Source organism: Actinocorallia sp. A-T 12471, assembly GCF_033875155.1.
Taxonomy (GTDB): domain Bacteria; phylum Actinomycetota; class Actinomycetes; order Streptosporangiales; family Streptosporangiaceae; genus Actinocorallia.
Map to the genome: position 1 here is coordinate 242,921 of NZ_JAWZTE010000003.1, position 14,294 is coordinate 257,214.

At 70.8% G+C, this 14,294-nt stretch carries 12 protein-coding genes and 1 pseudogene; 10 read left to right on the forward strand and 3 right to left on the reverse strand.

Annotation, left to right across the window (positions count from 1 at the left end):
* Nucleotides 1–1,696 precede the first annotated feature (1,696 nt).
* From R9X44_RS35730 to R9X44_RS10200, 7 genes and pseudogenes are all read left to right on the forward strand, one after another.
* A pseudogene (locus R9X44_RS35730) lies at nucleotides 1,697–1,882 on the forward strand (helix-turn-helix domain-containing protein); the annotation flags it as partial.
* The gene (locus R9X44_RS10175) at nucleotides 1,883–2,356 is read left to right on the forward strand and encodes a TetR-like C-terminal domain-containing protein (RefSeq protein WP_413774936.1); all 474 of its coding nucleotides are present in this window, start codon (nucleotides 1,883–1,885) and stop codon (nucleotides 2,354–2,356) included. It abuts the pseudogene before it with no gap.
* Between the two features lie 417 nt (nucleotides 2,357–2,773).
* A complete protein-coding gene (locus tag R9X44_RS10180; protein ID WP_319814222.1) occupies nucleotides 2,774–4,024 on the forward strand; it encodes a kynureninase in 1,251 nt (416 codons plus the stop codon).
* Nucleotides 4,025–4,143: 119 nt separating this feature from the next.
* On the forward strand, nucleotides 4,144–5,259 hold the full coding sequence (locus R9X44_RS10185) for a mechanosensitive ion channel family protein (protein WP_319813790.1): 1,116 nt from the start codon (nucleotides 4,144–4,146) through the stop codon (nucleotides 5,257–5,259).
* 87 nt (nucleotides 5,260–5,346) lie between these two features.
* Nucleotides 5,347–5,553, forward strand: coding sequence for a DUF4287 domain-containing protein (locus R9X44_RS10190; RefSeq protein WP_319813791.1), 207 nt, complete (start codon nucleotides 5,347–5,349; stop codon nucleotides 5,551–5,553).
* 84 nt (nucleotides 5,554–5,637) lie between these two features.
* On the forward strand, nucleotides 5,638–6,015 hold the full coding sequence (locus R9X44_RS10195) for a metalloregulator ArsR/SmtB family transcription factor (RefSeq protein WP_319813792.1): 378 nt from the start codon (nucleotides 5,638–5,640) through the stop codon (nucleotides 6,013–6,015).
* Between the two features lie 107 nt (nucleotides 6,016–6,122).
* A complete protein-coding gene (locus R9X44_RS10200) occupies nucleotides 6,123–6,629 on the forward strand; it encodes a DUF6328 family protein (RefSeq protein ID WP_319813793.1) in 507 nt (168 codons plus the stop codon).
* Between the two features lie 6 nt (nucleotides 6,630–6,635).
* On the opposite strand, the gene R9X44_RS10205 is transcribed toward R9X44_RS10200, so the two are convergent.
* From R9X44_RS10205 to R9X44_RS10215, 3 genes are read right to left on the reverse strand one after another with little or no spacing between them, the layout of a single operon-like run.
* Entirely contained in the window at nucleotides 6,636–7,376 is a 741-nt protein-coding gene (locus R9X44_RS10205; protein ID WP_319813794.1) for a class II glutamine amidotransferase, read from the reverse strand.
* 50 nt (nucleotides 7,377–7,426) lie between these two features.
* The gene (locus tag R9X44_RS10210; RefSeq protein ID WP_319813795.1) at nucleotides 7,427–9,196 is read right to left on the reverse strand and encodes an N-acetylglutaminylglutamine amidotransferase; all 1,770 of its coding nucleotides are present in this window, start codon (nucleotides 9,194–9,196) and stop codon (nucleotides 7,427–7,429) included.
* A 48-nt stretch (nucleotides 9,197–9,244) separates the two neighbouring features.
* On the reverse strand, nucleotides 9,245–11,734 hold the full coding sequence (locus R9X44_RS10215) for a carboxylate--amine ligase/circularly permuted type 2 ATP-grasp protein (RefSeq protein ID WP_319813796.1): 2,490 nt from the start codon (nucleotides 11,732–11,734) through the stop codon (nucleotides 9,245–9,247).
* A 231-nt stretch (nucleotides 11,735–11,965) separates the two neighbouring features.
* Between R9X44_RS10215 and R9X44_RS10220 the strand changes: the two genes are divergently transcribed.
* The 3 genes from R9X44_RS10220 (at nucleotide 11,966) to R9X44_RS10230 (ending at nucleotide 14,274) form a co-directional block, all read left to right on the forward strand.
* Nucleotides 11,966–12,412, forward strand: coding sequence for a hypothetical protein (locus R9X44_RS10220; protein WP_319813797.1), 447 nt, complete (start codon nucleotides 11,966–11,968; stop codon nucleotides 12,410–12,412).
* A gap of 64 nt (nucleotides 12,413–12,476) precedes the next feature.
* Nucleotides 12,477–13,301, forward strand: a complete 825-nt coding sequence (locus tag R9X44_RS10225) for a hypothetical protein (protein ID WP_319813798.1) — start codon at nucleotides 12,477–12,479, stop codon at nucleotides 13,299–13,301.
* Between the two features lie 136 nt (nucleotides 13,302–13,437).
* Nucleotides 13,438–14,274 (forward strand): SAM-dependent methyltransferase, encoded by an 837-nt coding sequence (locus R9X44_RS10230; protein ID WP_319813799.1) that lies wholly within the window; start codon nucleotides 13,438–13,440, stop codon nucleotides 14,272–14,274.
* Nucleotides 14,275–14,294: the final 20 nt, after the last annotated feature.

Here is a 14,294-nt window from a genome sequence, read left to right on the forward strand (position 1 = left end):
GCGCCCCCGCACGCTCCCGCCACGCTCCGCACGCTCTGCCCGCGCTCCGTGGCTGCGGGCTCCCGCCCGCGCGTTCCCCGCGCGCTCCCGCCCCCGCACGCCCTGACTTCGCGCCCCCCGCTCGCTCCCACCCTCGCGCTCCCCGCGTATCCCCGCCCCTTCACGCGCGGCCTGCGCGCGCTGCCCGCGCTGCGCGCTCACGCTCGGCCCACCGCTCCCGCTCGGACCGCGCACACTCGGACTGCCCGCGCACGCTCGGGCTGCGCACGCTCGAACTGCACGCGCTCGGACCGCGCACGCTCGGGCTGTGCGCTCGGGCTGTGCGCTCGGGCTGTGCGCTCGGGCTGTGCGCGCTGCTCGCGTTGCCGCTCGCGCTCCGCCTGTGGTCCCCGCTTGCGCGCTGATGCGTGCGCGGCCTTTATCGCGCCGGTATCGCCGGGACGGTCGGCGGCCGTGCTCGCGGTTCGTGTGCTCTGGCTGCGGACTTCCGCCTCGCGCGCATGTTCTCGGCTCGTAGGCGCTACCCGTCTGCGCGGGCTGTCTGCGCTGCTGTTCCTCTTGTGTTTTGCCCACGCGCTGCCGACCCGCGCCCGCGTGCTCCCTGCCCGCGATTCGGGCCCTCGCGTACTTTCGGGCCGCGGGCTGCGTGCCGCAGGGATCTGCGCGGGGTGCCTACAGGGCTGTCTGCGGCGCTGCCTGCGCACCTGCGCGGGGTGCCCGCGCAGGCGGTCTGCCCGGGGGTCTACGCGGCCCGCCTGCGCGGGGATCTGCGCAGGGGTCTACGCGGGCTGCCTGCGCGGGGGTCTGCGCAGGGATCTGCGTGGGCTGCCTGCACGGCTGCCTGCGTGGGGAGCTGCGCGGCTGCTTGCAGGGGTGTCTGCGTGCGGGTCTGTGCTGGGTGGGGTGGCTGGGGTTTCTTGCGTGATTTCTGGCTGTGGGGTTCATGCTTGCTTTCGTGTGTGCGGGCTTGTGTTTTGAGTGTTGTGCGGTTTCGGTGCTTGGGGTTTGTGGGCTGCGTGGGTTGTCTGACTGTGCTCGTGTTCTGTGGGCCGTTGGGGCGTGGGCGCGGGATGCGCGGTGTGTGCTTCTGGTCTGTGTGTGGGGGGGCGGTGTGGGTTTGGGGGTGGGGTGGGGCTTGGAGGCGGAGCGGGTGGCCGGGTTTTTGGTGTCTTGGTCCGGTCGGGCTGGTGGGGCCTTGGGTGGGGGTCCGGGGTGGGGGTCCGGGGTGGGGCGCTTAGTTCGGGGGTGTGAGGGCTTCGGAGTGGGGGCCTCGGGGCCGGGGGGTGGGCTTCAGGGGGTGCGCTGGGCGGGTGTGGGCCTCGGGGGGCGTTGGGTGGGGTGAAGGGGCTCGGGGGGTGGGGTGGGGGTCCGGGGTAGGGCGCTTAGTTCGGGGGTGTGGGGGCGTTCCGGAGTGGGGGTCTCGGGGCGGGGGTGGGTGGTGGCTTCAGGGGGTGCTTTGGGTGGGTAAGAGCTTGGGGGGTGCGCTGGGCGGGTGTGGGCCTCGGGGGGCGTTGGGTGGGGTGGTGGGGCTCGGGGGGTGGGGTGGTGGGGCTCGGGGGGTGGGGTGGTGGGGCTCGGGGGGTGGGGTGGTGGGGCTCGGGGGGTGGGGTGGGGGCTTGGGGGTGGGAACTTGGAGGGTGGGGCTTGGAGGGGGGTTTTTGGGGGGTGGGGGTGGGGGGGTCGGTAGGGTGGGGGGATGGGGCAGGGGCGGGGTGTGGGGGGTGGGCGGCCTCGGGATCCGTTGATTGGGGCGGCGGTGTTGGGGGCGGCGTTGGAGATTCTTGATGAGGGGGGGTATGGGGGGCTGACGCTTGAGGAGGTGGCGCGGCGGGCGGGGACGTCGCGGCCGGCGATTTATCGGAGGTGGGCGGGGAGGGCTCGGTTGGCGCTCGCGGCCGTGGCCACTCGGCTTGATGTGCCTGCGCCGCCGGATACGGGGTGCACGTTGTGTGATCTTGATGAGAGTCTTGATGTGTTCCTTGCGGCGCATCGGACGCTGCGGCCGGATGTGCTCACCGCGCTGTATGCGGAGTGTTCCGGTGATCCTGAGTTGCGGGCCGGGTATCTCGCGACGGTCATCGAACCGGCTCGGCGTGCCGTCGCGGCTACGCTTGATCGTGCGGCCGCGCGGGGGGATCTGCGGGCTGACGTTGACCGCACGCTGCTTCTTGACCTGCTCGCGTCACTGGTCCACTATCGCTCCACCGTGGGTGACCGTCACCTGCAAGCCTCCGAAGCCACCCAGGCCATCGAGCTTCTCCTTCGCGGTGCCGCCGCCCACTACCCCACCCTCCTCTCCCAAGCCCACTCCCCCCACCCGAACCACACCCCCGAAGAACCCGAAAATGACCGATAACCCCGAACTAACGAAAAACACCTCCCCGGCCCGATAAACCCCCTGGTCAGCTCCTCTACTCCCCGCACACGCGGGGATGGCCCCGAGCTCGCGCGTGCCCGCCTCGCACTGAGGGACTGCTCCCCGCACACGCGGGGATGGCCCCTGGCGCAGCCGCAGCGAGGGCCCCGCCTACACCTGCTCCCCGCACACGCGGGGATGACCCCGGAATTGAGGCCCGTGGGATGGTTCACGGCGTCTGCTCCCCGCACACGCGGGGATGACCCCTCGACCTCGTCGAGGACGATGCGCCAGCGCTTCTGCTCCCCGCACACGCGGGGATGACCCCGGCGTCTCGTCCGGCGCGGTGTCCTAGTCGTGCTGCTCCCCGCTCACCGCGGGTGTGGGGGTGGGTAGGGTGGGGGGATGGGTGAGGGGATGGGGTTTTGGGGGGAAGCTCGGGGGCTGGATGAGAGGGATGGGGTTAAAGGGGTTCGGGGGGAGTTTTTGGGGGTGGGGGGTGGGGTTGTTTATTTGGATGGGAATTCGTTGGGGCGGGTTAGTTCGGGGGTGCGGGGTGGGGTTGTTAGGGTTTTGGGGGAGTGGGAGGGGGACGTGGTTGAGGGGTGGCATGGGTGGTTGGGGGTTGGGCGGGAGGCGGGGGGATTTATTGGGCGGGTTGTGGGGGCTGAGGAGGGGGAGGTTGTGCTTTCGGATTCTACTAGTGTGAATTTGTACAAGTTGGCGGTGGCGGCTGTGGAGATGCAGAAGGGGCGGGGGCGGGATGTGATCGTGGTGGATCGGGATGACTTTCCGACGGATCGGTATGTGTTGGAGGGGGTGGCTCGGGAGCGGGGGGTTGAGGTGCGGTGGGTTCAAGGGGGGATTGATGAGGGGGTTGGGGTTGGGGATGTGGAGAGGGTGATGGATGGGAGGGTGGGGTTGGTGTGTTTGTCGCATGTGGCTTATCGGTCGGGGGCTGTGGCGGATATCAGGGGAATTACCGAGGTGGTGCATCGGCATGGGGGGATGGTGTTGTGGGATCTTTGTCATTCGGCGGGGGCGATTGAGGTCGGGCTTGCCGAGGCGAATGTGGATTTGGCTGTGGGGTGTACTTATAAGTATTTGAACGGGGGGCCGGGGGCGCCTGCGTTTCTTTATGTGCGTAGGGATTTGCAGGATGTGCTTGTGCAGCCTATTCATGGGTGGTTCGGGCAGACCGATCAGTTCGCGATGGGTGACGTCTATGAGCCGCCGAAGGCCATTGAGCGGTTTCTTGTGGGGACGCCGCCGATCCTTTCGGGGGTGGCGGCGTTGGAGGGGGCGCGGATCAGTGCGCGGGTCGGGATCGGGCCGATCGCGGAGAAGGCGCGGGCGCTCACCGGGTTCGCGTTGAAGCTGACGGACGCGTGGCTCACGCCGTTGGGGTTCCGGGTGGCGTCGCCGCGTGCGGCGGAGCGGCGCGGGGCGCATCTGACGCTGCACCACCCGCAGGCGTGGCAGATGTGCCAGGCGTTGAAGGCGGCGAAGGTGATTCCGGACTACCGGCCGCCGGAGCGGCTCAGGCTCGGGTTCGCGCCGCTGTACACGAGGTTCGAGGACGTCTACACGGGGTTGTCGCGGCTGCGGGACATCGCCGCCGAGGGCCGCCACCTCACCTACCCGGCGGTCCCGCGCGGCCTCACCTGACGGGCCCGACCCGACTACCCAAGGTGTCCTGACGGCTACAGTCATGCTTCGCCGCCCAGGTCACCGCCTCATCCCGGGTGAATCCGACGGATCGGGACCTACGATCGGGCTCGACGGGTATGTCCGCCGGCGAACGGAGCAGGGTGCCGGAGTCGCTCACGTGGGATCAGTCGCTGCTCGCGGGGGCGGCGGTCGCCGGGATGTTCGTGGTGGGGCTCGGGCTGCGGCTGCTGATGCGGCTGCTTTCGCCGCGCGCGGCGCACACCCGCTGGGCCTGGGACGACCTGGTCGTGCGGCTCATGGCCGACCTCGCCATCATCGCGTGCCTCGCGGGCGGCGTCTGGATCGCCGTGCTCGTCGTTGACTTCACGCCGGACGCGCAGCGGACGGTCGGCCGATCGCTGATCGCGGTGCTGATCCTCGCGGTGTCCCTCGCGACGGCGCGGCTCGCGGGCGGGCTCGCGACCGCGATCGCGCTGGCCCGTTCGGGCGTCGCCCAGTCCGTGACGATCTTCGCGAACATCAGCCGCGCTGTCGTCCTCGTCCTCGGGACGCTCGTGCTGTTGCAGAGCCTCGGGGTGTCGATCACGCCGATGCTGACGGCCCTGGGCGTCGGCGGCCTGGCCGTCGCGCTCGCCCTCCAGGACACCCTCGCGAACCTCTTCGCCGGGGTGCACATCCTCGCGTCCAAGACGATCGAGCCGGGTGACTTCGTGCAGCTCAGCACGGGTCAGGAGGGCAACGTGGTCGACATCAACTGGCGCAAGACGACGATCCGCACGATCACCGACAACCTCGTCATCGTGCCGAACGCCCGGTTCGCCGACGCGATCCTCACCAACTTTCACCAGCCGGGCCAGGAGATGGACCTCCTGCTCCAGGCGAAGGTGGGGTACCGGAGCGATCTCGCGCACGTCGAACGCGTGACGCTCGAGGTCGCCGCCGCGGTGATGGCCGAGGTCGAGGGCGGCATACCGGGATATGACGCGCTGGTCCGGTTCCACACGTTCGGCGAGCACAGCATCGACTTCACCGTCGTGCTGCGGGCACGTGAGTTCAACGACCAGTTCCTGGTGAAGCACGAGTTCGTGAAGCGGCTGCACGCGAGGTTCCGCGCCGAGCACATCGAGATCCCGCTGCCGACCCGGCACCTTGTCTTCGCCGACGCGCCGCCGGTCCCGCCGAGGACGCAGTTCCGCGGCCGCCGCACCGGGACGGGCCCGCGCTCATGGTGATCCGACTGCATTCCCTGTCACATCGTGACGGCGTCGTCAGGGTGAGCACACCAACGGTGAGCACATCAACAGGAAGAGGACATCAGGATGACCGCAGCGATGAAGGGCCCCGCGAGCTACTTCCCCTCGATCGAGAAGAAGTACGGCGAGCCCGTCGAGCACTGGTTCGCGCTGATCGCCGCGCGGCTGCCCGCCAGGCACGGCGAGCTGGTCGGCTGGCTGAAGGCCGAGCACGGGCTGGGCCACGGCCACGCCAACGCGCTCGTCGCGCACACCCTGAAGGCCGCCTCCTGACGGCCCGGACGGGCGCCCGCGCGCGGCCCGGCGGCGCGATGCCGCCGGGGTAGGGTCGGGGCGAGGACGGGTGGGGGTGGGGCGGTGCCCGGAAGGCCGTTGTGCCAACGGAAGGCTGCGTTCTTCAGGACTCTGGGGCATCCGGCGCGGATCAGGGTGCTCGAGCTGCTGAGCGAGGGCGATCTCGCGGCGGCGGAGCTGGCCGGTGCCGCGGGGGTCGAGGCGGACCGGCTGCCCCAGGACCTCGCGGCGTTGCGGCGGGCGGGGCTGGTGACGGCGCGCGCGGAGGGCGGGGGCGTCCGGTACGCGCTGGCGGACCCGCAGGTGGCCGAGCTACTCGCGGCGGCCCGCCGCGTCCTCACCGGGCTCCCGCCGGAACCCGCGGCCCTGCTCCGCGACCGGCCGACGCTCCCCCGCCCGGTGACGGCGCACGCACGCCCCGGCCAAGCACATGGCGCTTAAAGCGCATCTTTCACACAAATTCCGGCAATACCCAAGGGTAAGTATCGCGAAGACGACGCGCCGATCCCGCACCCGGGCGGGACCGACGCACCCAGGGAGTTGCCCCAGTGCCGCAAGACCCCCTCGAGATCCCCGACGGCAAATCGGCCGACGCGAAGGCCACCGAGACCCCCGCCGAACGCGCCGACCGCAATTTTGTGGAGTTCCTCCAGGGCATCCGCGTCGCCGTGACCGGCGTCCAGGTGCTCTTCGCGTTCCTGCTGACCGTCCCGTTCTCCCCCGGGTTCGCCGGGGTCAGGGACGGCGAACGCACCCTGTTCTACCTCGCGCTGGTCTCGGCGGCGCTCGCGTCGCTGTTCTTCATCGCCCCGGTCGCCCAGCACCGCATCCTGTTCCGCCAGGGCCTGAAGGAACCGCTGGTCAAGCGGGCGAACGTGTACGGCCTCATCGGCACCGCCGCCCTGGCCGTCTCGATGACCACGGCGGCCTGGCTGGTCATCGACCACCTGTTCGACGGCCTGCTGCCGTCGCTGACCGCCGCGGGGATCGTGCTGCTGGCCAGCTGGCTGTGGTTCATCGAACCCGCCCTGCACCGCAACAACAACAGCGGCTGAGGGCCGTCAGACGGCGACCTGGGTGTCGGAGGCGTCGAGGGACGCCCTGGTGACCCCGGCGCGGGTGGCGATCACGAGGCTGCGGTCGGGAACGGTGATCCAGTCGGCGTCGTCGTCGTGCGGCTCGCTGGCCACGGTGACGCCCTCGGGGGTGGTCCGGTAGCACAGGGTCTCGCCCCAGGTCGTGGCGACGATCACCGAGCCGTCGGCGGCCAGCAGGTTGAGGCAGGCGTGCTGGTCGACGGCGGCGATGTCGCGGACCAGTTCGGGGACCGCGCGCGTCAGCGGGACGCCCTGGTCGAGCCGCTGCCAGAGCAGCTGGGCGAGGAACGCGGCGTCGCAGGTGGACTCCGGCACATAGGACGGGTCGTGCAGCGGCGCGGTCAGCCCGACGTTGACGTGCCCGTTCAGGGACAGCAGGGTCCCGCCGTGCGCGAACGGCGCGGCGGCGGCCTCCTCGATCGGCATGCCGGGGCTCGCCCCGCGTACCGCGCCGACGACGCACGTGCCCCGGGTCGCCGCGGCGAACGCGGGGAAGTCGGGGTCGGCCTCGATCGGGCCGACCCTGCGGCGGCTGACGGCCCCGCCGTCGGCGGTGAACCAGCCGACGCCGAAGCCGTCACGGTTGATCAGGTCGATGTGCTGCCAGCGCGGCCGGTCCGCCTGACGGGGCAGCCCGTAGGAGGGCCTGAGGACGAGGTCCTCGACCGTGCGCTCGATTCCCAGCCAGGCGAAATGACGGCACATGCGGCCTCCCCCGTGTGTTGCGACGACAGCTTATGTTCGCAGCATAGGAGCTAAATCCCGTGATTCTGAAGCCACAGTTCGAGCAGGGAGAGCTGCCAGAGGGCGTTCGCGCCCAGTGTGGTGCGGTGGGCGGTGGGTGCGGCGAGGAGCCGTGTGACGTACTCATCACGGAACAGGCCCCTTGCCTTTGCCGCCGGGTCCGTCAGGGCCTCCCTGGCGAGATCGAGGTAGGGCCCGGAAAGGTGCCTGATCGCCGGGACGGGGAAGGAGCCCTTGGTCCTGTCGATCACCGCGTCCGGGACGACGCCGCGCGCGGCCCGTTTGACCACGCCCTTGCCGCCGAGCTGGAGCTTGAGCGCGGGCGGGCACGCCCCGGCCAGCTCGACGACCTCGTGGTCGAGGAACGGGGTGCGCGCCTCGAGGCCGAACGCCATGGTCATGTTGTCGACGCGCTTCACCGGGTCGTCCACGAGCATGATCGTGCTGTCGAGCCGCAGGGCCGCGTCGACGGCCTCGGTCGCGCCCGGCTCGGCGAACTTGGCCTGAACGAAGGCCGTGCTGTGGTCCTCGCCCAGGTAGTCGGGGCTCAGCTGGCCCGCGAGGTCGCTGTGCGGGCGGTCGAAGAAGACCTTGGCGTACTCCTCGGCGGCCAGCTCGCGCGGGGTCGCGGCGAGGGGCGGGTACCAGTCGTACCCGGCGAAGATCTCGTCGGCGCCCTGCCCGGACTGGACGACCTTGACGTGCTTGGAGACCTCCTGGGACAGCAGGTAGAAGGCGACGCAGTCGTGGCTGACCATGGGCTCGCTCATCGCCCCCACGGCCCCGTGCAGGGCCTCCAGGAGCCTGTCGTCGCCGATGGGGATGCGGTGGTGGTCGGTGCCGAACTCGCGGGCGACGAGGTCGGAGTAGGCGAACTCGTCGCCCTCCTCGCCGCCCGCGGCCTGGAAGCCGATGCTGAAGGTCGCCAGGCCGGTCTGGCCCGCCTCGGCGAGCAGCGCGACGATCAGGCTCGAGTCGATCCCGCCGGAAAGCAGCACCCCGACGGGCACGTCGGCGACCATGCGGCGCGAGACCGCCGTGCGCAGGGACTCGAGGACGGCGGCGGGCCACTCCTCCTCGGGCAGGTCGACGTGCCTGGTGAACGACGGACTCCAGTAGACGTGATCGTCGAAGGTCCCGTCGGGCCGCACGGTCCGCACGGTCGCGGCGGGCAGCTTCTGCACCCCGGACAGGATCGTGCGCGGCGCGGGGACGACCGAGTGGAAGGTCATGTAGTGGTGCAGCGCCACAAGATCGAGTGACGTGTCCACGCCGCCGCCCGCGAGCAGCGCCGGAAGGGTCGAGGCGAACCTGAGCCGGTGCGCGTCACGGGTCACGTACAGCGGCTTGATCCCCAGCCTGTCGCGCCCGAGGACGAGCACGCCGGTGTCCCGCTCCCACAGCGCGAACGCGAACATGCCCTTCAGCCGGGTGACGAAGTCGCGTCCCCACCGGTGGTACGCCTTGATCAGGACCTCGGTGTCGGAGGTGGAGAAGAACGCGTAGCCCTCGGCCCGCAGCTCGTCGCGCAGTTCCTTGTAGTTGTAGACGCAGCCGTTGAAGACCCCGGCGAGCCCGAGATCGCTGTCGATCATGGGCTGGGCGGCCCGGTCGGACAGGTCGATGATCCGCAGCCGCCGGTGGCCGAAGGCGAGGCTCCCCGACGCCCAGACGCCCGATCCGTCCGGCCCCCTGGCCTCCATTGACGCGTTCATCCGGGCGACGGCGTCCACCTCGGCAGGACGCCCGTCGAACCGGATCTCACCGCAAAAGCCGCACATGAGGTGTTGTGTCCTTTCAGTGCTTTCGAAGGTCAGGGCTATCGAAGGTCAGGAGAGGAGCCAGGTGTCCTTGGAGCCGCCGCCGCGCGAGGAGTTGACGATCCTGCTGCCCGCGGGCGCGACCCGCGTCAGGGCGAGCGGCACCACCTCGGTCTCCGCGCCCATGCAGACGAACGCGCGAAGGTCGACCGCGCGCGGTTCGAGCGCCTTGCCCTCGAAGGTCGGGTGGGTGGACAGCTCGATCGTCTCCTGGGCGATCCAGCCCGCGGGGTCCGCGGTGATCAGCGCCCTGACCTCGGCGAGCTCCTCGGCCGAGGCGTCGGGGCCGATGACCACTCCCCTGCCGCCGAACCCCTCGACGGGCTTGAGGACGAGTTCGCCGAGCCGGTCGAGCACCTCGGTGAGGCTGTCGGGGTTGCGGCACAGGAACGTCGGGACGTTGTCCAGGATGGGCGTCTCGTCCAGGTAGTAGCTGATGAAGTCCGGGACGTGCGCGTACAGGGCCTTGTCGTCGCCGAGGCCGTTGCCGGGGGCGTTGGCGAGGGTGATCGTGCCCGCGGCGAGGGCGTCGCGCAGGCCGGGGACGGAGTCGAACAGCTCGCGCTCCTCGATCCTGCGGTACAGCACCTCGACGGGGGCGTCTCCGGCGAAGACCCGTTTCTTGCCGTCCACCCTCAGGTCGGCGGGGGTGACCAGCGGTACGCCGAGCTCGGAGGCGAGGAGCTTGTGCTCGTAGTACGCGGCGTCCGTCTGCCCCTCGGTGACCAGGGCGAGCGCGCGTGACTGGTGGGTGAGGGCGTCGCGCAGCACCGCGACCGCGCGGCGCGGCGACGACGTCGGCGCGGCCCTGACGAGCTCGGGCAGCACCCGCGCGGCGAGCCAGCGGTTGGCCATCGCGTACCCGATGCCGGACGGCACCCTCAGGTTGTCCTCGAGCACGAACCAGCGGCCCGCGCTGGTGCGGACGAGGTCGGTGCCGGTCACCGCGCACCTGACCGTGCCCGGCGCGACGAGACCGCCCTCGGGACGTGTCCCCGGCGAGGTGTCCAGGAGCGCGCCGGGGACGATCCCATCGCGGACGATCTCGCGGTCGCCGTAGGCGTCGTTGAGGAACGCCTCAAGCGCGCGGGCGCGTTGGGCGAGGCCGGTGGAGACCGCGCGCCAGTCCTGTCCGGCGACGATCCTGGGGAACAGGTCGAAGGGGAAGAGCCGGTCTTCCTCCTCGTCGGTGCGGAAGAACATGCCGAGCCGCCGCTGGACGTCGTCGCGGCGGCGTTCGCGCTCCGCGACGCCCTCGGGGCCTAGCCTGTCGAACGCGGTGAGGATCAGGCCGTAGTGGCGGCGTGCCGTGCGGTCGAAGACGATCGCCTCGTCGGCCGAGCTGTCGTAGCCGCGCAGCATCTCCATGACCTCGGTGCGCTCGGTCGCCGGGCCGCTGTCGGTGTGCATGCGGGTCTCGGCGATGAGGAGGTCGACGACGTCCTCCGGACCGCCCGCGGCGAACGCGGCGCGCTGGCGCGCGGCGGAGCTGCCGCGCTCGAGCGAGGCGTGGGTGAGCTCGGCCATGAGGTCCCAGTCGCCGCTCTCCTCCAGGACGGGCCGCAGCCGGTCGAGCAGCCCGTGCACGACGCGGGTGGCCGCGAACGGCCGTCCGATCACGGGATCGACGAGCTCGCCCTCAAGGCCCTCGCGGGCGGCCCGCCAGGTGTGCGCGCGCACCAGCTCGGGCCGGGAGGCGAGCGCGGGCCGGTCGGCCTCGATCGCCTGGAGTTCGGCGACGACGAGGGCGCGGAAGAGCCCGGCGAGCAGCGCGACGTCGTCAATGCGGGGGCAGGCGTCGGGGACGCGCAGCTCGAGCGTCGGCAGATGGGACGACGGGCGCAGGTCGTAGTAGATCATTCCGGGGTCGGTGATCACCCCCGTCCTGATCAGGTTGGTGACGAGTTCGTCGTACTCCCGCGCGGTGTCCACCTGCGGCGCGGGGCCCGTCGTGGGCCAGCGCGACCACAGCAGGGTGCGCGCGCTCGCGTAGCCGGTGTCCTCGCCCAGCCAGAACGGCGACGAGGCCGACAGCGCGAGCAGCACCGGCGTCCAGGGCGCGATCCGGTGCGCGACCCGGACGGCCAGGTCGCGGTCGGCGACCTCGACGTGGACCTGCGCGCCGCAGATCAGCTGCTCGCGGGCGAGGACCTGGTACTCCTCGAGCATGTTCTCGTAGCGGGCGTCGGGGGTGACGTCCAGCGCCTCCATGTCCACGATCGGGACGGTGCCCGCCGCGACGGCCCCGAGCCCGAACCGCTCGGCCTCCTCGACGACCCCGCGCCGCAGCGCCGCGAGGTCCTCCACGAGGTCGGCGATTCCGACGAAGGGCCTTGAGTTGGTCTCCACGACCGACCGTTGCAGCTCGCTGGAGAACCTGTCGGCTTTCAGCGTGCCCAACAGCGCGTCCGCGCGCGGCACGAGCCGGCGGGTGCGCAGATCGACAAGATGGAACTCCTCCTCGACGCCGACGGCAACTGACTCGGGTCTCTCCTGCATCAACTCTCAACATCCGTAGGCGTGATCGGTAGGCGTGATCGGTAGGCGGACCTGTAAGGAAATCGGTACGCGAAATACCGCCGATAAATGCCCTGGTTCCTGGAGATTCATGCACCTTTTCGCGCCAAGTGACCGATCCCATACTCTTCGCTCCGCCACGAACTCCCCCGTCAGGGCCCGGGCGGAGCACGTTCTTCCGCCCGTCTGTCCCGCTTCACATACGATGCGGGTATGGGAACCACGACCATCGCGTACTCGCCGCACGAGGACCGGCTGATCGAGGTCTTCACCGACGACGCGGGCCTCGAGTGGGTCCTCGAGGGCGAAGGCCCCTGGGCGGTGAAGTGGGCCTGGGACACCGGCTACCGGGGGATCTCCTGCTTCCCCACCCACGAGCGCGCGGCGACGTTCTGCATCGCGATGTTCGACGGCGAGCGCAAGGCCGACAGCGCGAAGCTCGCCTCGGTCTCCGCCCGCAACACCGAGACCGGGGAGCTGCTGCCCGGCCTGTCGCCGCACGAGGAGATCACCTCCCCGAGGCAGCTCGAGGTCGCCGCCGACGCCTGCGGAACCTGCGCGGGGTCGGGCACGATCACGCCGATCCAGACGGGCGTGCCCAAGCCGTGCACCCGCTGCGACGGCAGCGGCGTCGAGCCGGGTGTGCCGGGCGAGGCGTAGGCCGAGCAACGCCGGGCGGCGCGGGAACCGTCTGAGGGGTATGAGATTTCCGACCCCTGCACTTTTGGCAGCCCTTGTCCCGGTTGTCCTTGTCGCCGCGTGCGGCACGGAGACCGCCGCGCCCGCGTCGTCGGGCCCGCCGCGTTACACGGGCGTCGGGACGGTCCTGGAGAACGCCGAGCACGGGCCGCAGTTCTGCACCTCCGTGCTCCAGTCGCTGCCGCCGCAGTGCGGCGGGTCCGACGTCGTCGGGTGGGACTGGGCGGCCGTTCAGCACGAGTCGCAGGGCGGCGTGAAGTGGGGCGAGTACACCGTCGTCGGGACCTGGGACGGGACCCGGCTCACCCTCACCGAGCCGCCGGGCGCGCCGCGCGAGCTCTTCCCCGGCGAGCCCGACGCCATCGTCTCGCCGTGCCCGACGCCGAACGGCGGCTGGAAGCCCGTCGCCCCGGCCAAGGCGACCGACGCGACGCTGACGGCGGCCATGGAACGCGCGGGCGAATCGCCCAGGTTCGCCGGGGCGTGGGTGGACCAGAGCTACCTCGGCGACGGGCCGATCAAGGAGTCCGAGGCCAACGACCCGAAGCGGCTCGTGTTGAACTTCGCGTTCACCGGCGGGCTCGCGGCCGAGGAGAAGCGGGTGCGCGAGGTGTGGGGCGGCGCGCTGTGCGTCTCGTCGGCCGAGCGCACCGAGAAGGAGCTGAACGGGGTGCAGAGCCGGATTCACAAGGACTTCCCCGACGTCCTGGGCAGCGGCATCGACATCGTGCGCAACCAGGTGACCGTCGAGGTGTACATCGCCACCGACGAGGTGCGGCGCGCGTTCGACGAGCGTTATGGGGCGGGGGTCGTCCGGGTGTCGGGGGTTCTGTACCCGGTGTCCGACTGACGCTGGAAGACGGCGTTCTCCGTCACCGAAAACGCGCCACGGCCGGGCCGAGCCGTGATTTGCTGAGCGGATGGCGGAGATCGCCCGTATTTGAGATGATCTTCGCTTCTAGCGGCGTTATAACAGGGGAGCTGAGATGTCGGAGTGGGACAGGACCTCGGTGGATCCGGACCGGGTGCCGCGCAGCATCGACATCACCCGTCCCCACCCGGCCCGGATGTACGACTACTACCTCGGCGGCAAGGACAACTTCGCGGCCGACCGCGCCGCCGCCGACGCGGCCCTGGCCGCCGCCCCCGACATGGCGTTCACCGCCCGCGCGAACCGCGCGTTCCTCGACCGCGCCGTCAGGTACGTGGCGGCCGAGGCGGGCATCCGGCAGATCCTCGACATCGGCACGGGAATCCCGACCGCGGGCAACACCCACCAGGTCGCGCACGAGGTGGACCCGTCGATCCGCGTCGTCTACGTGGACAACGACCCGATGGTCCTGGTGCACGCCAACGCGCTGATGGCCGACGGGCGCGGCGGCACCACCTCGGTCATCCAGGCCGACCTGCGCGACCCGGCGGGCATCCTCGCCCACCCGCAGGTCAGGGCGGCCATCGACTTCGACGAGCCGGTCGCGCTCCTGCTCGTGGCGATCCTGCACTTCATCAAGGACTCCGAGAACCCCGGCGAGATCGTCACCGCGCTGCGCGACGCGCTCCCCAAGGGCAGCCACCTCGTCCTGTCCCACTGCACCCTCGACTTCAGCGACGCCGAGACCGGCGCGGCCCTGCGCGAGATCTACAGCAGGGCGACCGCGCCCCTTGTCCCCCGCACCCACGCCGAGATCCTGTCGTACTTCGACGGTTTCACCCTCACCTCCCCCGGCCTCGTCCACCTGCCCAACTGGCGGCCGCACATCCCGCCCACGAAGTCCCACCTGTCCCGGGTCCACTTCTACGCGGGCGTCGCCGAACTCTCCTGAGCCGCGCCGCCCCCGAGACG